The organism is Halarchaeum rubridurum (assembly GCF_014647115.1).
Lineage (GTDB): Archaea > Halobacteriota > Halobacteria > Halobacteriales > Halobacteriaceae > Halarchaeum > Halarchaeum rubridurum.
In genome coordinates, this window is the sequence record NZ_BMOO01000005.1 from 235,170 (window position 1) to 252,768 (window position 17,599).

A 17,599-nucleotide genomic window follows, 5' to 3' on the forward strand; every position below is an offset into this window, starting at 1 on the left:
CATGCTCGTAGAAGCCCTACTCGCCGTCACGTTCGTCGCCGCGTTCGCCGTGCTCCTCGCACCGGCACGGTACGCCGGTCGCCTCGCGGCCGTGTTGAGCCTCCTCCCGCTCGTCGGGAGCCTGTACGCGTACACCGCGTTCGACGGGACGGGCAACGCGCTGCTCGGCGGGACGCCCGCCTTCGAGACGGTCGTGCCGTGGGTCGACATCGGTGGCTACGCCATCGACTGGCACGTCGGCCTCGACGGCATCAGCCTCCCGCTCGTCGTGCTCACCGCCGTCCTGACGACGGTCGCCGTCGTCGCGGCTCGCGGGCGTATCGACGAGCGGCGGTCGCTGTTCTACGCGCTCTTGCTGTTCACGGAGGCGAGCCTGCTCGGCGTCTTCTCGGCGCTGGACTTCTTCCTCTGGTTCGTCTTCTGGGAGTTCGTCCTCGTGCCGATGTACCTGCTCGTCGCCGTCTACGGCGGGCCGCGGCGTCGCTACGCCGCCATCAAGTTCTTCGTCTACACGAACGTGGCGAGCCTCGTGCTGTTCGTCGGCTTCGTCATGCTCGTCGTGGCGACGCCCGTCGAGAGCTTCGGCCTCGCGGCCGTCGCCGAGGCCGTCCGGTCGGGCGCGGTCACGGGAGCGTTCGGGCTCTCCGCGGGCGCGCTCACCGGGGTCGCGTTCCTCGCGCTCTTCTTCGGCTTCGCCGTCAAGAGCGCGTTCGTCCCGTTCCACACGTGGCTCCCGGACGCGTACACGGAGGCCCCGACGCCCGTCACCGTGCTGCTCGCGGGCGTCGTCACGAAGATGGGGACGTACTCGCTGTTGCGGTTCAACGTCACGATGTTCCCTGACCTGATTCGACAGTGGGCGCTCCCGCTCGCCGTCCTCGCCGCGATTACCGTCCTCTACGGCTCGCTCGCGGCGCTCGCACAGCGCGACGCGAAGCGCCTCGTCGCCTACACGTCGATCCCGTCGATGGGCTTCGTGCTCCTCGGGAGCGTCGCGGCGACGAACTACGGGCTCGCCGGCGCGACCTTCCAGATGGTGAGCCACGGCCTGCTCGTCAGCGTGCTCTTCCTCGCCGTCGGCTCCGTCGAGGACGCGACGGGCACGCGCATGATCAACAAGCTGAGCGGGCTCGCCGACCGGCTCCCGGTGACGGCGGCGGTGCTCGTCGCCGGCGCGTTCGGCTACATGGGCCTCCCGCTCATGTCCGGCTTCGCCGGCGAGTTCTTCGTCTTCACGGGCTCGTTCGCCGCGCCCTACCCGCACGCGCGACTCGTCACCGCGGTCGCCATGTTCGGGATCGTCGTCGTCGCCGGCTACCTGCTGCGGCTCCTCCAGGGCGTCCTCATGGGCCCGTTCGAGGCGCCGACGGCGGTCACGGCGCGCTCGCGTCGCGACCTCGCGCCCGCGGTCGTCCTCGTCCTCCTCTCGATCTACCTCGGGGTCGCCCCCGGGGCGCTGATGGGGACGATTCAGGACGCCGTCGGGGCGTTCGTCGCGCTCATCGGAGGTGGTCTCTAAATGGCGCTTCCCGCACTCACCCCGCAGTACGTCCTCGGTCTCGCCGCACTGCTCGTCCTCGTCGTCGACGCGTTCACGCCGACGTCGCGGAAGAACGGCCTGCTCGCCGGTCTCACGGCGCTCGCGGGCGTAACGAGCGCCGGGGCCGCCGCGTGGCTCTACGCCGGCGGCGCGGGGCGGACGACGCTCTTCGACGGCGCGCTCGCCGTCGACGCCTCGACGTCGTTCTTCACGGCCGTCTTCGGCTGCGTCGCCGCGCTCGTCGCGGTCGCGAGCTACGACTACGTGCGCGAGGAACCCCACCAGTCGGCCTACTACGCGCTCGTCCTGCTCGCCACCGCGGGCATGAGCGTTATGGCGGCCGCGAACTCGCTCGTCACGGCGTTCCTCGCGCTCGAACTCGTCAGTCTCCCGGCGTACGCGCTCGTCGCGTACCTCAAGCGCGACGCCGGGAGCGCGGAGGCCGGCCTGAAGTACTTCGTCGTCGGCGCGCTCTCCTCCGCCATCCTCGTCTACGGCATCAGTCTCGTCTACGCCGCGACGGGCGTCTTCGGCTTCGCGGCGCTCGCCGACGCGGTCGCGGGGAACGCCCACGTCACCGTGCTCGGCGCGGGCGTCGTCATGCTCATCGGCGGCTTCGCGTTCAAGACCGCGAGCGTGCCCTTCCACTTCTGGGCCCCCGAGGCCTACGAGGGCGCGCCCGCACCGGTCAGCGCGTTCCTCTCGTCGGCCTCGAAGGCCGCCGGCTTCGTCCTCGCCTTCCGCGTCTTCCTGCTCGCCTTCCCGCTCGCCGCCTTCGAGGCGCTCGGCATCCCGTGGACGCTCGTCTTCGCCGTGCTCGCCGTCGTCACGATGACGCTCGGCAACGTCGCGGCGGCGACGCAGACGAACGTCAAGCGGATGCTCGCGTACTCCAGCATCGGACACGCGGGGTACGCGCTCATCGGCCTCGCCGCGCTCTCCGGTCCGACGTCGAGCGACGTCGCGGTCGTCGGGGCGAGCTTCTCGCACCTCTTCGTCTACGGCTTCACGAACACCGGGGCGTTCCTCGTCGTCGCGCTCGCCGAGCGCTGGGGCGTCGGACGGACCTTCGAGGACTACGCCGGCCTCGCGCGCTCCGCGCCGGTCGCCTCGGCGGTCCTCGCCGTCCTCCTCTTCAGCCTCGCCGGCCTCCCGGTCGGTGGCGGCTTCTGGACGAAGTACGCCCTCTTCCTCGGTGCCGTCCAGTCCGGCCTCTGGTGGCTCGCCGCCGTCGGGGTCGTCAACAGCGCGCTCTCGCTGTTCTACTACAGCCGGCTCGTCAAGGCCGTCTGGGTGGACGCCCCCGACGAGACGGGCGTCGCCCGCGAGCGCCCGACCGGCATCTACGCCGCCGTCGTCGTCGCCGCCGTCGTCACCGTCGCGCTCCTCGTCGCCCCCGATGTCGTCTTCTCGTGGGCCGACGCGGCGGCACGGGCGCTCGTGAGCGCGTAACCGGCGGAGACGGCAGGCTTTACTGCCCGTCGGCACAGAGTTAGGGCAGATGGTATCCCGTCTGGTGCTCGGCAGCGGGACGGTCGCGCACACCGTCCTGGAAGCGATCCGCGAGCGCCCCGGCGATCTGCTCGTCCTCGACCCCGACGAGAGCCGCATCGAATCGCTGCGCAACGAGAAGGTCGCCGCGGAGACCGCGGACGTCACCGACCCCGGCGCGCTCCTCGCGCACGGCGACGGCCCGGACGTCGTGTTCGTCGCCAGCGACGACGCCGCGATAAACGCCCGCGCGGCGGAGGCGGCGGCGACGGCGCTCCCCGACGCCTACCTCGTCGCGTACACCGGGACGGGCGCGACCGCCGACCACCGCGCGCGACTGGCGGCGGCCGCGGACCGCGTGTGCTCGGCGGGTGCGGCCGTCGTCGACCACGTCGAGGCGGGCGTCGAGCGCGGGACGGACGCCCGCGCGCGCCACCTCCGGGAGACCCTCGAATCCGTCGAGGGGACGCTGACGGTGCTCGCCCACGACAACCCCGACCCGGACGCGATAGCGGCCGCCATCGCGCTCTGCCGGATAGCCGAGGCGCTCGGGGTCGACGCGGAACCCTGCTACTTCGGCGACATCAGCCACCAGGAGAACCGGGCGTTCGTCAACCTCCTCGAACTCGAACTCACGCGCCTCGACCCGGAGGCGGAGTACGACTTCGACGCGGTCGCGCTCGTCGATCACTCCGCGCCCGGCGTCAACGACCAACTCGACCCCGAGACGCCGGTGGACGTCGTCATCGATCACCACCCGGCGAAGGGAGAGGTATCGGTGCCGTTCGCGGACATCCGCGAGGACGTCGGCGCGACGAGCACGATAATGACGCAGTACCTCGATTGGTTCGGCGTCGAGTACGCGGAGGCGTTGGCGACCGCGCTCCTCTATGGCATCCGCATCGACACGAAGGACTTCAAGCGCGAGATCACCCAGCAGGACTTCGGGGCGGCGGCGGACCTCCTCCCGCACGCGGCCATCGACGTCCTCGAACGTATCGAGAGCCCCTCCATCAGTGCGGACACCTTCGAGGTGGTCGCGCGCGGCATCCGGAACCGAGAGGTCGAGGGCGACGTGCTCGCCTCCTGCGTCGGCGCTATCTCCGACCGGGACGCCATCGCGCAGGCCGCGGACCGCTTGCTCGCCATCCAGGGGGTGACGGTCACCTTCGTCTACGGCTTCATGGACGGGACGATATACGCCTCGGCGCGCGGGCGTGGCAACGACGTCGACCTCGGCGAGGCGCTCCGCGTCGCGTTCGACGGTGTCGGGAGCGCGGGCGGACACACCGACATGGCGGGGGCACAACTCCCGCTCGGCGTCTTCGCCGCCGTCCAGGAGGACGAGGGCGAGACGCTGGCGTCCGTCCTCGAAGGCGCGATCACGCCGCGGTTCTTCGAGGCGGTGCGCGGCGAGGCGAACACCGACGAAATCGCGCCGGTGGGCGACGCGACGGCCGAGTAACGCCAGCGCGGGTGGCCCGGTCGCGTAGACGGGGCGGGGCGGAGCGACAGCGGCGGGGACGGTCGGTGGGACGGCGGGGTGGTGTGCGCGACGGAGACGGGGTCGGTCCGTCCCGCGCGGTGTGGCAACGCGTTTTTGTCCGTCGGCCGCATCGACTCGACACGATGGACGAACCGCTCGACGTCGATGCCGGCGGGAAACCGCGGGTCCGGGACTACATGACGCGGGACGTCGCCACCGTCGCGCCCGAGGACACCGTCGCCGAGGTGTCGAAGCGCATCGTGGAGAGCGACGGCCACAACGGATTCCCGGTGACGCAGGGACGGAAGGTCGAGGGGTTCGTCACGGCGCGCGACCTCCTCCTCGCGGACGACGTCACGCCGATGTTCCGCGTGATGTCGGACGACCTGCTCGTCGCGCACCCGGAGATGGACGTCAACGACGCCGCGCGCGTCATCCTCCGCTCGGGTATCCAGAAGCTCCCCGTGGTGGACGACGCGGGAACGCTCGTCGGCATCATCTCGAACGCGGACGTGATTCGCTCGCAGATAGAGCGGGCGACGCCGGAGAAGGTCGGGAAACTCCTGCGGACGCTGGAGGCGATTCACGACGTCGAGGCGACGGAGGAGCGCCGCGAGGTGGCGATTGCGGACCTCGTGCCGACGCAGGGGAAGGTGTACGCCGACGAGCTGGAGGGACGACGGTACGAGATAGAACACGGTCTCACGGAGCCGCTCGTCGTCATCGACAACGGTGGCGACCTCCTCCTCGCGGACGGCCACCATCGCGCGATGGCCGCCCACACGATGGACGTCGAGACGATGGACGCGTACGTCATCGTCCTCGGGACGCGTGTCGACCTCGGGATGGCCCGCACGGCCAAAGAGGAGGGCTTGGAGTCGGTCGAGGACGTCGACATCGTCGACTACGCGCGCCACCCCCTCGTGGAGACGACCGAGCGCTTCCAGTAAGGCGAGACGAGCCTTTAACTGTCCGCAGCGTTGGTGTAGGGTGATGAGTGGGTCGGAGACGGGGACGCTCGGCCGGGACGCCCTCGGTGCGCTGCCGAGTCAGCTCGCGCTCCTCGACGACGACGGAGAAATCGTCTACACGAACGACGAGTGGTCGTCGTTCGCGCGCGAGAACGGGTTCGACGGCGACCCGGGGATGGTCGGGACGAACTATCTCGCGGTCTGCGAGCGCTCGGCGTCCGAGGACGCGACGGCCGCGGCCGCGGGCATCCGTGACGTGATGTCGGGGAGTCGAGAGCGATTCGCCTACGAGTACCCCTGTCACGGCCCGGACGAGCGGCGCTGGTTCCTGATGCGTGCGCTCACGTACGACTCCGGTGGCGAGACGTACGTCCTCGTGATGCACCTGAACATCACGGAGCGCAAGCTCGCGGAGTTGGAGGCCGCGGACCGCTCCGAGCGCCTCGAGGCGGTCGCGCGCATCCTCAGTCACGACCTGAAGAACCCGCTCGGTATCGCCAAGGGTCGGGCGGAGCTGCTCGCCGCCCAGGCGGGCGACGGCGCGGCCGTCACCGACCACGTCGAGGGCATCGAGAGTGCGCTCGACCACATGGACGAGATACTGACGGACGCGCTGTTGTTCGCGCGCGACGACTTCGACCCGGAGACGGAGCCGGTCTCGGTCGGAGACGCCGCCAGGGGCGCGTGGGCGCACGTCGACGCCGACCTCGACTTCGCCGTCGAGTCGGAGGCGACCATCGCCGCGAACCGACCGCTGTTGCGCCACGTGTTGGAGAACCTCCTGCGGAACGCGGCGGACCACGGCGGTTCGCGCGTCGTCGTCGGTGCCACGACCGACGGCTTCTACGTCGCCGACGACGGTCCGGGCATCCCGACGGGTGATCGGGAGGCCGTGTTTCGACCGGACGTCTCGACGAGCGCCGGTCACGCGAGCGGGCTCGGACTCACGATCGTCCGGGAGGCCGCGGCCGTCCACGGCTGGTCGGTGTCCGCGACGGACGCCTCGTCGGGCGGCGCGCGTTTCGACGTGTCGGGTGTCGCCGCGGGGCGGTGACCGGGGTAGGACGGGCGGGTCGAACACCCAACCATCACTATCCTTTGGCAAGATTTATACTCGATTTAGTTCATCCTACGGACGACTATGGCTGACGAGGATTCCGCGGACGACGTGGAGCTCGAAGCACGACTTGCCGACCAGGGGGTCTTCGAGCCGCCGGAGTCGTTCGTGTCGCAGGCGAACGTCACGGACGCGGGAATCTACGAGGAGTTCGAGGAGAACTGGCCCGAGTGCTGGGAGAGTGCTGCGGACCTCCTCTCGTGGGACGAGGGGTACGACGAGGTCCTGGACGACTCGAACCCGCCGTTCTACGAGTGGTTCACCGGTGGGTCGCTGAACGCCTCGTACAACTGCGTTGATCGACACCTCCCGGAGCGCGCCGACGAGGCCGCCCTCGAATGGGTCGGCGAGCCCGTCGAGGAGGACGACCGAACGATCACCTACGAGGAGCTCCACGACGAGGTCAACGAGGCCGCCGCCGCCCTCCGCGAGCTCGGCGTCGGCGAGGACGACGTCGTCACTCTCTATATGCCGATGATTCCCGAGCTCCCCATCGTCATGCTCGCCTGTGCGCGGATCGGCGCGCCCCACTCCGTCGTCTTCGCGGGCTTCTCCGCCGAGGCGCTCGCCACGCGCATGAACGCCGCCGACTCCGAGTATCTCGTCACCTGTGACGGCTACTATCGGCGCGGCGACCCCCTCGACCACCTCGACAAGACGAACGCGGGGCTCGCGGACGTCGGGCACGACGTCGAGACGGTGGTCGTCGACCGCCTCGGCCCGAACGGCGACGACTTCGGTCACGGCCTCGGTGCCGACCAGCACGACTACGACGACCTGCTCGCCGACCACGCGGGTGCGACGGTCGCGCCGGTGGAGCGTGACGCCGAGGACATGCTCTTCCTCATGTACACCTCCGGTACCACCGGCCAGCCGAAGGGCGTCAAACACACGACGGGCGGCTACCTCGCGTGGACGGCGTGGACCTCGCAGGCCGTCCTCGACGTCAAGCCCGAGGACACCTACTTCTGTGCCGCCGACATCGGGTGGATAACCGGCCACTCCTACATCGTCTACGGCCCGCTCGCCCTCGGCACCACCTCGATGATGTACGAGGGGACGCCCGACTACCCGACGCGCGAGCGCCTCTGGGAGATAATCGAGGAGTACGGGGCCGACCAGCTCTACACCGCACCGACGGCCATCCGCTCCTTCATGAAGTGGGGCGCGGAGTACCCCGACCGTCACGACCTCTCCAGTCTGCGCCTGCTCGGCACCGTCGGCGAACCCATCAACCCCCGCGCGTGGAAGTGGTACTACAAGCACATCGGGAACGAGGAGTGTCCCATCGTGGACACCTGGTGGCAGACGGAGACCGGCGGTCACATGGTCACGACGCTCCCCGGCGTCAACGACATGAAGCCCGGGAGCGCCGGACCCGCGCTCCCCGGCCTCGACGTCCAGATAGTCGATACGAACGGCGAGGAGGTCGAGCAGGGTCGCGCCGGCTATCTCACCGTCCAGAAGCCGTGGCCCGGGATGTTGCGCACGCTCTACAACAACGACGAGCGCTTCATCGATGAGTACTGGGCGGAGTACTCCGATACCGACTCCGACGACCCCGCGGACTGGGTCTACTTCCCCGAAGACGGCGCGAAGGTCGACGAGGACGACTACATCACCGTGCTCGGCCGCGTCGACGACGTCATCAACGTCTCCGGCCATCGCCTCGGCACCATGGAGATCGAGTCCGCCATCGTCGGCGTCGACGGCGTCGCCGAGGCCGCCGTTGTCGGCGGCGACCACGACCTCAAGGGCGAAGCCGTCTACGCCTACGTCATCCTCGAGGAGGGGTACGAGGGCGACGACGAGATGCGCGCCGCCATCGTCGAGGGCGTCGAGGACGCCATCGGTCCCATCGCGCGCCCCGAGGACGTCGTCTTCACGCCCGAGCTCCCGAAGACCCGCTCCGGGAAGATAATGCGTCGCCTCCTCGAAGACATCGCCAACGACGAGGAGCTCGGCGACACCTCCACGCTCCAGAACCCCGAGGTCGTCGACGACATCCGCTCGAAGTCCGACGACTGACGCGACGAACGCGGTCCCCGGCCCGACTCGCCCGGGCCACACCGTTTAGGGGCCGCCCGCTCCACCGCTTCGGGTATGCCCGAGGCGCTCTGCTTCGACATGTATGGCACGCTCTGTGACGTCTCCAGCGTCGCGGACGCAATCGAGCGCGAGCTCGACGTTCCCGGTGGTCTCGCCGCGGACGTCGACGCGCTCTGGCGCACCAAGCAGATCGAGTACGCCTACCACCGCGGGGCGATGGACCGCTACGAGCCCTTCGACGTCGTGACGCGCGAGGCACTCGACTACGCCCTCGACTACTACGGCCTCGACGCCGGCGCGACGGACACGCTCATCGACGCCTACGACGCCCTCGACCCGTATCCCGAGGTCCTCGACGCGCTCGACGCGCTCACCGCCGACCGCGACGCCGTCGTCTTCTCGAACGGGACGCCGGCGATGCTCGACCGACTGGCCGCGAACACGGGAATCGACGCGCGGGTGGACGCGCTCGTCAGCGCGGACGACGTCGGCGCGCTCAAGCCCGACCCCGCGGTGTACGAGCACGTCGCGGACGAACTCGACAGGCCGCTCTCCGCGTGTCGGCTCGTCTCCTCGAACGGCTGGGACGTCGCGGGCGCGAGCGCCACCGGGATGGCGACCGCGTGGGTGAATCGCGACAACGATCCCGAAGAGCGCGTCGGCGGCGACGCCGACGTCATCGTCGAGGACCTCGCCGCGCTCGCCGACGCGCTCTAACGACTCCTATCCCTCCTCGTTCGGTTCGACGTCCGCGGGCGTCGCGTCGTCGTATCGCGAGACGTACGAGACGAGCGCCAGCAGGACGCCGAGCGACAGCCCGACCATCACCGCGCCGTAGACCGCGAGGTTCAGCGGCGTCAGCGCGAACGTGACCGGCCCGAGCGAACCGACCGTGCCGTCGAGGACGTTCGGCCGCACGACGTAGCCGAGGACGTACCCGAAGAGCGCCGAAACCGCCACCGCGACGACGTACATGAGGTAGACGACGCGACGGCCGGCGGTGAACGCGAGCGTGCGCATACCGACGTGTCGGTCCCGGAGGCGATTAGCCTTTGCCGTCGCCGACCGTTCGTCCCCCCATGGAAGAGAAGGAGAAACTGCTGCTCACGCTGTACGGCGTCGCCGCCGCGATGATGGTCGCGACGTTCCTCGTCGTCATCACGTAGCACCCCGCGTCGTCGAGTACCGGAATACGGCGCGTAGAACGACCGTCGAAACCAGAAGTCGAAGCGCGAAACGGTACGAGTCGAGAGCGAACGGAGCGCGTCCGTCAGTCGGCCGCGTTCGACTCCGCGTCGTCAGCGTCCTCCTCGCCGCCGTCGGCGAGCATCGTCTGTCGCTTCCCTTCGTACCACTGCCACTCGTTCGTGAACTGATCGGACTGCTTGAGGTTCCACGGGTCGCCGGAGTCGACGCGCTTGCCGTACTGCGCGGACTGCCAGATGTTCCAGATGAAGGCGACCACGCCGAACGTCATGATGAACGCGCCGACGGTCGCCACGGCGTGCCACGTCATGAACTGCGGCAGGTACGTCGCGTACCGGCGCGGCATCCCGCCGTAGCCGAGGATCAACATGGCGATGAACGTGATGTTCCCACCGATGATGGAGAGCCAGAAGTGCCAGAGCGCGAGGCGCCGGTCGTACATCCGACCCGTCATGATCGGGAACCAGTAGTACATCGCCGCGAAGAGCGCGAAGCCAATCGCGCCGAAGACGATGAAGTGGAAGTGCCCGACGACGTAGTACGTGTCCTGCATCACGAGGTCGAACGGGACGGCGGCGAGGAAGACGCCGGTGACGCCGCCGATGATGAAGTTCTGGACGAAGCCGACCGAGAACAGCATCGGTGCGGTCATCCGGAGCTTCCCGTTCCACAGCGTCGTGATCCAGTTGAACACCTTCACCGCGGATGGTATCCCGATTGCCAACGAGATCGCCATGAACGAAGCGGTGAGCCGCGGGTTCATCCCCGTCGTGAACATGTGGTGCGCCCACACGCCAAAGGAGAGGATGCCGATGGCGAGCGTCGAGTAGACGACGAACTTGAACCCGAAGAGCTTCCGGCCCGCGAACTTCGGGAGGATGAGGCTGACGAGCCCCATCGGCGGGAGGACGAGGATGTACACCTCGGGGTGGCCGAAGAACCAGAAGAGGTGTTGCCAGAGCATCGCCCCACCGCCCTCACCGGCGAAGAACATCGTCCCGAAGTTCCGGTCGAGCAGCAGCATCGTGACCGCCGCGGTCAGGATCGGGAAGGCGAACAGGATGAGCCCGCCCTGCGTGAGGATCGTCCAGCTGAAGATGTCGAGCTTGCTCCACGGGACGCTCACGCTGTCGCGCTCGGCGACGATGGTCGCGATGAAGTTGATCGCACCCATCGTCGTCGAGAAGCCCGAGAGGTGGAACCCGAGGAGGAAGACGTCGACGCCCGTCCCCTGCATCGTGCTGGAGAGCGGCGTGTAGAGCGTCCAACTCGTCTTCGCGGCCTGGATGTCGATCCCGACGAGCGGGAGGAAGAAGCCCGCCCACATCAGGATGGTCGCGAACGGGAGAATCCAGAACGCGATGGCGTTGATCCGCGGGAACGCCATGTCGTCGGCGTCGACGAGTAACGGCACCATGTAGTTCGCGAACCCGAAGATGAGCGGGGCCGCGAACAGGAACAGCATCGTGATGCCGTGCGTGGTCAACAGGGCGTTGTAGAGCCCGACCCCGCCGAACGAGGCGAGGAAGTCCATCCCCGGCGTCGTGAGCTCAACGCGCATGAGCATCGCCGTGATGCCGCCCCAGGCGAACGCGACGATGCCGAACAGCGAGTAGAGGATGCCGAGGTCCTTGTGGTCGACGGTGGTGAGCCACCGAGTCAGTCCAGCCGGTTTCTCTTCGTGCCCGTGCCCGGTGCTTTCGCCGTAGCCGCCCCCGCCGACAGGCGTGTACGCCTGCCAGTCTTCGAGGCGGGTCAGCCACCCCGCCACGACCAGGAGCAGCAGCCCCATCAGCACCGAGAATACGAGTTCGGGGGAGACTGCCATGTTCGGCAGTGGGGGACCCACGGTAAAGAAAGGTACGGGTTCGGCCGTCGCGCGACGGCGAATCGCCGGCCGGCTACGGGCCGACCTCGACGTCCTCCTCGACCTCGATCCGGCGCGCGGCGACGTACGTCAGGACCGCGAGCCCGACGAACGGGAGGACGAGCAGTGCGTACTGGAGGACCCGACTGAACGTCGAGTCGTTCGCCCACGGATTGGCGACGAGGAAGACGGCCGCGAAGACGACGATCACGGCGAGCGGGATGATGTTCACCGCGATGTCGAGGAGGACCTCCTTCTCGAACACGCTGGATTTGGCCTTCATTGCGTGAGCGTGCGGTCCCCGAGCAAATATATGTTGAGGGTTTCCCTCAGAGGTACCCCCGCTCGTAGCAGAAGAAGCCGACGGCGGCGAGGACCGCAATTCCGCCCGCGCCGGCGAGTGCGACCCCGCGGTTGAACCGCCCGACGGTGAGAAGCGCGACGCCGACCCCGCCGACGAGCAGCCCGACTCCGAGCGACGCCGGCCACAGCGAGTCGACGTAGCCGGATTCGCGGAGGATTCCGACGACGCTCGTCTCCAAGAGGAGGACGCCGCCGACCCCGACGGGGAGGAGGTAGTTGCCGAGGAACACGCCGAACTCGGTGAGGACGAGTCCGAGCGCGACGAACACCGGCCACGGGCTCGCGCGAGTGTACTGTTCGCTCAGGCCCGGTTGCTCTTCCATACCGACGCGTTGGGACGCGGACGTAAGAAGCGTATCGCTCCGTGGTCGCCGCGTCTCAGAAGGGACTGAACTCCGTCCCGAAGACGGAGCCGATGTAGACGACGGCGACGAGGAACAGCCAGATGGCGTCGACGAAGTGCCAGTACCACGAGACGGTCGTGACGGAGACGTGCCGGTCGGCGTCGTACTGCCCGCGCAGCCCGCGAACGAGGAGGATACCGAGCAGGAGCACGCCGAAGGACACGTGGAGTCCGTGGATGCCGGTCAGCCCGAAGAAGGCGCTGGCGAAGACCCCGGACGTGAGGGTGAAGCCCTCGTGGACGATGAACTCGTAGTACTCGTATATCTGCCCGCCGATGAAGACGACCCCGAGGAGGAAGGTGACGAGGAGGCCCTGGATGAAGCCCTGGTGGTTCCCCTTCTGGAGTTGCCCCTCGGCCCAGTGGATGGTGAAACTGGAGACGACGAGCAGGACGGTGTTGATGACGAGGACGCTCGTGAGGATACCGCTCTCGGGGAGGTACTCGGTGTGCCAGCCGCCGGCGCGGATGAAGAAGTAGTACGCGAACCCGGCGCCGAACGTGGCGATGTCCGTCCCGAGGAAGAGCAGCATCCCGAGGCGGAGCGACGAGCCGCCGTTGTGCGAACCCCGATCCCAGAAGTCGACGATGAACGCCTGATAGATCCAGCCGAACATCCCGAGGACCGTGACGGCCCAACCCGCGGCGAACGCGCCGAGGCCGATGCTCGACGAGACGAGGTCGGTGCCGCGACCGATCACGTACAGCGATGCGCCGGTGTAGACGACCAAGAGCCCGATGGCCGTAACGAACGGCCACCAACTCGCCTCGCCGTAGCCGCGCGGCCAGTCGCGGACGGCGGGCAGGAAGTGTCCGTGGTCTTCGCTTTCCTCCGTAGCCATATACTGGCGGGTAACGCGGGATACGATAAAAAACCTCCCAACTGACTCCACGCGTCCCGTCGACACGAGCGGCTACGGAGCGGTGGAGAACGGGAGAGAACGGGGGTGAGACGCCGGTATCAGGCCGACGGCGCCGCGAGCGCCGCAGTCTCGTTGGCCGCGGTGGCGTTCATCGCGGTCTCGTTCGTCGCCGTGGTGTTCGTCGTGTTCGAGTCGCTCGACGACTGGCTACCGCTCGATTCGCTCGCCTCCTCTCGGGCCTGCTGGGCCTGCTCGCTCGCCCACTGCTCGTACGCCGTCTGGTTCTTCACGACGACGTCGGCGAGCATGCTGGAGTGGCCGGCCCCACAGAACTCCGCACAGTAGAGCACGTACGGTTCCTCGCGGACGGAGTCCTCGTTGATCTCCGTGGCGATGTACGTCGTGCGGGCGGGGAAGGCGTCCTTCTTCAGGCCGAGCGCGGGGATGTGGACGGCGTGGAGGACGTCGCGTGACGTTATCCGCAACACCACCTGTTTCTCGGCGGGGAGGACGAGCTTGTCGGACGTGAAGTTCGTCCCGTCGTGCTGATAGTGGAACTGCCACGACCACTGGTAGGAGTCGACGTGGACGACGGTCGTGTCGGGTTGTTCCATCATCTGCTGGGAGTCCTCCTGGGAGGGGAGGACGTACGGCGACCCCATCGCCCCGTAGGCGACGAGGCCGACGAACAGCAGGACGACCGCGGTCGCGGCGGTCCACGTGATTTCGAGGCGACGGTTCTCCTGAGTGGGCTTGGCTTCGTCGGCCTTCCGGAACTTCCAGATGGCGTAGAAGAGGACCCCCTCGACGATGATCGTGATGGGGAGTGCAACGGCCAGCAGCAGGTTGCTGACGTTGTCGATGTACTGGCTCGTCACGGACGACGCCGCGGCTGCCGGTTGTGCGGCGACGACGAACGGCACCAGCCCCATCAGCCCCATCGCCAGGACGGACGAGAGCCGCTTCCGGGACATTGCTACCCGATGGTTGGGAAGTGCCGGACAAGTAACTACCGACTCGGGTCCTGGGCGGGAGTCGGGGGGGATAAGTACGCCGCGACCCAACTCTCGACAGAGTCATCGTGCGACCGATACGTCCCCGTCTCTCCCACGTGCTCGTCGTCGCCATCCTCGGCGTCTACGCGCTCCTCGTCGTCGGCGCGACGACGGCGCTGACGGACGCCGCCGCGGCCTGCACCACCTGGCCGGCCTGCGACGGCCGGTGGTTCGCCCTCACCTCCTTCCCGCTGGAGGTCGTCTGGGCTCACCGCGTCCTCGCGGCCCTCGTCGGGCTTCTTCTCGTGGGCACGGTCGCGCTCGCGTACGTCCAGGACGCCGACGCCCGCGTCATCGCCGCCATCGGCGTCGCGCTCGTCTGCTACCCGCTCCAGGTGGCCGTCGGCGCGCTCGCCGCGACGGACTCCCTCGCGTACGTCCCCGCGGTCCACCTCGGGCTCGGCGTCACCATCTTCTCCGCGCTCGTCGTCGCGCTCGCGTGGGCGCTCGAGGCGCGGACGGCAGACAAACCCTCGGCAGAGTGGGACGGCGACCCGAAGGACGGTGACGACCCCGCGCCTGCGGCGGCCGCCTCGTCGCCCGACGACCTCGGGTGGCGGGCGCTCGCGAGCGCGTACTTCCGGATGATGAAGCCGCGGCTGATGTGGTTGCTCTGCCTCGTCGCCTCCGCCGGGATGGCGCTCGCGGCCGGCCCCGCGCTCACCGCCCGAACGGTCGTCCTCACCCTCCTCGGCGGCGTGCTCTCCATCGGCGCGAGCGGGACGTTCAACCACGTCCTGGAGCGCGACGTCGACCGGAAGATGAACCGTACCGCGGACCGGCCACTCGCGAACGACGCGATTCCGAAGCGCAACGCGCTCGCGTTCGGGGCGTTCCTCGCGCTCGCCTCGCTCGCGGTCTTCTTCCAACTCGGGCCCCTCACCGCGTTCCTCGGGCTGACCGCCATCGTCTTTTACTCCGTCGTCTACACGCTCGTCCTGAAGCCGAACACCGTCCAGAACACCGTCATCGGCGGCGCGGCGGGCGCGCTCCCCGCGCTCATCGGCTGGGCGGCCGTCACGGGCTCCATCGGCCTCCCGGCGCTCGCGCTCGCCGGCGTCATCTTCCTCTGGACGCCCGCGCACTTCTACAACCTCGCGCTCGCCTACCGCGACGACTACGAGCGCGGCGGCTTCCCGATGATGCCGGTTGTCCGGGGCGCGGCGGTCACGCGCAAACACATCGTCGGGTGGCTCGGCGCGACGCTCGTCGGCGCGGCCGCCCTCGCGGCCGTGACGGACCTCGGCTGGCTGTACGCCGCGACGGTCGTCGCCCTCGGCGGCGTCTTCCTCTGGATGGTCGTCCGCCTCCACGAGGAGCGCGACCGGGCGGCCGCGATGCGTTCCTTCCACGCCTCGAACGCCTTCCTCGGCGCGACGCTCGTCGCCGTCCTCGTCGACGCGCTCGTGCTCTGAGTCGAGACCGATGCACCCGACAATCGAACGCCACGTCCCGACGCTCGACGCCGCGACCCTCCTGCGCTGGGGCGCGGTGGTGAACGCCGAGGTTCTGGTGACGCTTGCGTACGTCCTCCTCTCGCCGAACGTCCCGACTGACCCCCTGACCTACGTCTACCCGTGGGTGTGGGTGAACGTCGCGCTCTGGGCGGTCCTGCGCGTCCGGCCGACGTCGACGTCCCGGCGCGTCCGGTGGGCCGCGGCGGCCGTCGGCGTCGCGTACTTCGCCCTCGTCGGCTACGCCGGCGGGCTCTACCACCTCTCGGGCGCGGGTCTCGGGTTCTCGATGCACTGGCTCCCGCCCGGCTGGGGGCCCGCGCCCGTCTACAGCGCGAGCGCGTTCACGGTCGTCCTCATGCCGTTCAAGGTCGTCGGGTACGCCGCGCTCGCCTATCTCGTCGCCGTCACCGTCCGGGACGCCTCCGCGTCCGCCCTCTCCGGCGTCGTGGGGCTCGTCTCCTGTGTCTCCTGTACGTGGCCGGTGCTCGCCACGCTCGCCACCGGCCTCTTCGGGAGCGCCTCGGCCCTCTCGTCGCTCGCCATGACGCGAGCGTACGGCGTCTCGACGGCCGTCTTCGTCGTCTCCGTGCTCGCGCTGACGTGGCGGCCGACGCGCTAGCGGAGCCGGGAGCGAGAGCGATAGCCTTACCGCCCAGTCGCACCCACACTCGGGTAGTGATGGCTCCGGTCGTCGTCGCGGAGGACGTCCACGAGAGGTACGGCGACACCGTCGCGCTCGACGGCGTCTCGCTCGCCGTCGAGGCGGGCGAGGTGTTCGCGCTGATCGGGCCGAACGGTGCCGGAAAGACGACGCTCACCCGCTGTCTCACGGGCACGCGGACGCCCGACGGCGGGCGCGTCGAGCTGCTCGGCGACCCGCCCGCGGACGCCGCGAAGGAGCGCCTCGGGTTGCTCCCGCAGGACTTCGATCCGCCGGACCGGCTCACGGCGCGCGAGCTCGTCGCGTACTACGCGGGGCTCTACGACGACGCGCGCGACCCCGCCGACCTCCTGCGGACGGTGGGGATGGACCCCGCGGTCGACACCTGGTACGGCGACCTGAGCGGCGGCGAGCAGCGTCGCACCTGCGTCGCGGCGTCGCTCGCCAACGACCCGGACGTCCTCTTCGTCGACGAACCGACGACGGGCATTGACCCCGCGGGTCGGCGCGCGCTTTGGGACGTCTTCGAGGACCTCGCCGACGCGGGCACCACGGTCTTCCTCACGACGCACTACATGGCGGAGGCGGAGCGCCTCGCGGACCGCGTCGGCCTCCTCGCGGACGGCGCGCTCGTCGCCACCGGGACGCCGGCCGACCTCATCGCCGACTACGGCGGCGAACAGTACCTCGCGGTCGAGACGGACGCCGACGCCGCTTCGCTCCCCGACCTCGGCTACGAGGTGACGCGCGCGGGCGACGAGCTGCGCGTCGTGGGCGTCCCTCCCGAGGCCATCGGCGACGTCGCGGCGGAACTCGACGCGAACGGCGTCCCGTTCGACGCGCTCTCGTGGACGGAGCCCGACCTGGAGGACGTCTATCTCCGGCTCGCCGAGGACCCGAGTGCCGCCGAGACCGACGACGTGGAGGTGGTGGCGTGAGCAGCGTCGAGTCTCCCGACTCCACTGGCTCACACTCGCCGGGGGTGGCTCGCGTGAGTGGCGCGGCAACCGTAGAGCGCCGCGGAAGCGAACGCGCGACCGGAGGGATGTGCGTGAGTCGTGTCGAGTCTC

General features: G+C 69.1%; 16 protein-coding genes. 10 read left to right on the forward strand and 6 right to left on the reverse strand.

Going from position 1 to position 17,599, the window contains the following annotated elements; all coding sequences use genetic code 11:
• The first annotated feature begins 1 nt into the window (after window position 1).
• The 7 genes from IEX84_RS12010 (at window position 2) to IEX84_RS12040 (ending at window position 9,371) form a co-directional block, all read left to right on the forward strand.
• Window positions 2-1,519 (forward strand): complex I subunit 4 family protein, encoded by a 1,518-nt coding sequence (locus IEX84_RS12010; RefSeq protein WP_188872820.1) that lies wholly within the window; start codon window positions 2-4, stop codon window positions 1,517-1,519.
• A complete protein-coding gene (locus IEX84_RS12015) occupies window positions 1,520-2,992 on the forward strand; it encodes an NADH-quinone oxidoreductase subunit N (RefSeq protein WP_188872821.1) in 1,473 nt (490 codons plus the stop codon). It abuts the gene before it with no gap.
• A 49-nt stretch (window positions 2,993-3,041) separates the two neighbouring features.
• The gene (locus tag IEX84_RS12020; RefSeq protein WP_188872822.1) at window positions 3,042-4,496 is read left to right on the forward strand and encodes a DHH family phosphoesterase; all 1,455 of its coding nucleotides are present in this window, start codon (window positions 3,042-3,044) and stop codon (window positions 4,494-4,496) included.
• 164 nt (window positions 4,497-4,660) lie between these two features.
• On the forward strand, window positions 4,661-5,467 hold the full coding sequence (locus tag IEX84_RS12025; RefSeq protein ID WP_188872823.1) for a CBS domain-containing protein: 807 nt from the start codon (window positions 4,661-4,663) through the stop codon (window positions 5,465-5,467).
• Between the two features lie 43 nt (window positions 5,468-5,510).
• Complete coding sequence (locus IEX84_RS12030; RefSeq protein WP_188872824.1) at window positions 5,511-6,542, forward strand: PAS domain-containing sensor histidine kinase; 1,032 nt, start codon at window positions 5,511-5,513, stop codon at window positions 6,540-6,542.
• Window positions 6,543-6,629: 87 nt separating this feature from the next.
• Window positions 6,630-8,633: an acetate--CoA ligase gene (acs, locus tag IEX84_RS12035; RefSeq protein ID WP_188872825.1), complete on the forward strand. Its 2,004-nt coding sequence runs from the start codon at window positions 6,630-6,632 to the stop codon at window positions 8,631-8,633.
• A 75-nt stretch (window positions 8,634-8,708) separates the two neighbouring features.
• Window positions 8,709-9,371 (forward strand): haloacid dehalogenase type II, encoded by a 663-nt coding sequence (locus tag IEX84_RS12040; RefSeq protein ID WP_188872826.1) that lies wholly within the window; start codon window positions 8,709-8,711, stop codon window positions 9,369-9,371.
• 6 nt (window positions 9,372-9,377) lie between these two features.
• Here the strand turns inward: IEX84_RS12040 and IEX84_RS12045 are convergent, their stop codons facing one another.
• From IEX84_RS12045 to coxB, 6 genes are all read right to left on the reverse strand, one after another.
• Complete coding sequence (locus IEX84_RS12045) at window positions 9,378-9,674, reverse strand: DUF7520 family protein (RefSeq protein WP_188872827.1); 297 nt, start codon at window positions 9,672-9,674, stop codon at window positions 9,378-9,380.
• Between the two features lie 250 nt (window positions 9,675-9,924).
• Window positions 9,925-11,688, reverse strand: a complete 1,764-nt coding sequence (locus IEX84_RS12050) for a cbb3-type cytochrome c oxidase subunit I (protein ID WP_188872828.1) — start codon at window positions 11,686-11,688, stop codon at window positions 9,925-9,927.
• A gap of 73 nt (window positions 11,689-11,761) precedes the next feature.
• Window positions 11,762-12,010, reverse strand: a complete 249-nt coding sequence (locus tag IEX84_RS12055; RefSeq protein ID WP_188872829.1) for a DUF6684 family protein — start codon at window positions 12,008-12,010, stop codon at window positions 11,762-11,764.
• 46 nt (window positions 12,011-12,056) lie between these two features.
• Complete coding sequence (locus IEX84_RS12060; protein ID WP_188872830.1) at window positions 12,057-12,413, reverse strand: DUF7541 family protein; 357 nt, start codon at window positions 12,411-12,413, stop codon at window positions 12,057-12,059.
• A gap of 55 nt (window positions 12,414-12,468) precedes the next feature.
• Window positions 12,469-13,335 (reverse strand): cytochrome c oxidase subunit 3, encoded by an 867-nt coding sequence (locus IEX84_RS12065; RefSeq protein ID WP_188872831.1) that lies wholly within the window; start codon window positions 13,333-13,335, stop codon window positions 12,469-12,471.
• A 119-nt stretch (window positions 13,336-13,454) separates the two neighbouring features.
• Window positions 13,455-14,330, reverse strand: coding sequence for a cytochrome c oxidase subunit II (coxB, locus tag IEX84_RS12070; RefSeq protein ID WP_188872832.1), 876 nt, complete (start codon window positions 14,328-14,330; stop codon window positions 13,455-13,457).
• Window positions 14,331-14,467: 137 nt separating this feature from the next.
• On the opposite strand from coxB, the gene cyoE reads away from it, so the two are divergent.
• From cyoE to IEX84_RS12085, 3 genes are read left to right on the forward strand one after another with little or no spacing between them, the layout of a single operon-like run.
• Complete coding sequence (cyoE, locus tag IEX84_RS12075; RefSeq protein WP_229732369.1) at window positions 14,468-15,826, forward strand: heme o synthase; 1,359 nt, start codon at window positions 14,468-14,470, stop codon at window positions 15,824-15,826.
• Between the two features lie 10 nt (window positions 15,827-15,836).
• Window positions 15,837-16,487, forward strand: coding sequence for a DUF7546 family protein (locus IEX84_RS12080; protein WP_188872834.1), 651 nt, complete (start codon window positions 15,837-15,839; stop codon window positions 16,485-16,487).
• A 59-nt stretch (window positions 16,488-16,546) separates the two neighbouring features.
• The gene (locus tag IEX84_RS12085) at window positions 16,547-17,467 is read left to right on the forward strand and encodes an ABC transporter ATP-binding protein (RefSeq protein WP_188872835.1); all 921 of its coding nucleotides are present in this window, start codon (window positions 16,547-16,549) and stop codon (window positions 17,465-17,467) included.
• Window positions 17,468-17,599: the final 132 nt, after the last annotated feature.

Coding starts and splice junctions, on each gene's coding strand:
- coxB (WP_188872832.1), bottom strand. CDS start 14,330: ATGTCCCGGAAGCGGCTCTCGTCCGTCCTGGCGATGGGGCTGATGGGG.
- IEX84_RS12085 (WP_188872835.1), top strand. CDS start 16,547: ATGGCTCCGGTCGTCGTCGCGGAGGACGTCCACGAGAGGTACGGCGAC.
- acs (WP_188872825.1), top strand. CDS start 6,630: ATGGCTGACGAGGATTCCGCGGACGACGTGGAGCTCGAAGCACGACTT.
- IEX84_RS12050 (WP_188872828.1), bottom strand. CDS start 11,688: ATGGCAGTCTCCCCCGAACTCGTATTCTCGGTGCTGATGGGGCTGCTG.
- IEX84_RS12055 (WP_188872829.1), bottom strand. CDS start 12,010: ATGAAGGCCAAATCCAGCGTGTTCGAGAAGGAGGTCCTCCTCGACATC.
- IEX84_RS12065 (WP_188872831.1), bottom strand. CDS start 13,335: ATGGCTACGGAGGAAAGCGAAGACCACGGACACTTCCTGCCCGCCGTC.
- IEX84_RS12045 (WP_188872827.1), bottom strand. CDS start 9,674: ATGCGCACGCTCGCGTTCACCGCCGGCCGTCGCGTCGTCTACCTCATG.
- IEX84_RS12030 (WP_188872824.1), top strand. CDS start 5,511: ATGAGTGGGTCGGAGACGGGGACGCTCGGCCGGGACGCCCTCGGTGCG.
- IEX84_RS12040 (WP_188872826.1), top strand. CDS start 8,709: ATGCCCGAGGCGCTCTGCTTCGACATGTATGGCACGCTCTGTGACGTC.
- IEX84_RS12060 (WP_188872830.1), bottom strand. CDS start 12,413: ATGGAAGAGCAACCGGGCCTGAGCGAACAGTACACTCGCGCGAGCCCG.
- IEX84_RS12020 (WP_188872822.1), top strand. CDS start 3,042: ATGGTATCCCGTCTGGTGCTCGGCAGCGGGACGGTCGCGCACACCGTC.
- IEX84_RS12025 (WP_188872823.1), top strand. CDS start 4,661: ATGGACGAACCGCTCGACGTCGATGCCGGCGGGAAACCGCGGGTCCGG.
- IEX84_RS12015 (WP_188872821.1), top strand. CDS start 1,520: ATGGCGCTTCCCGCACTCACCCCGCAGTACGTCCTCGGTCTCGCCGCA.
- IEX84_RS12010 (WP_188872820.1), top strand. CDS start 2: ATGCTCGTAGAAGCCCTACTCGCCGTCACGTTCGTCGCCGCGTTCGCC.
- IEX84_RS12080 (WP_188872834.1), top strand. CDS start 15,837: ATGCACCCGACAATCGAACGCCACGTCCCGACGCTCGACGCCGCGACC.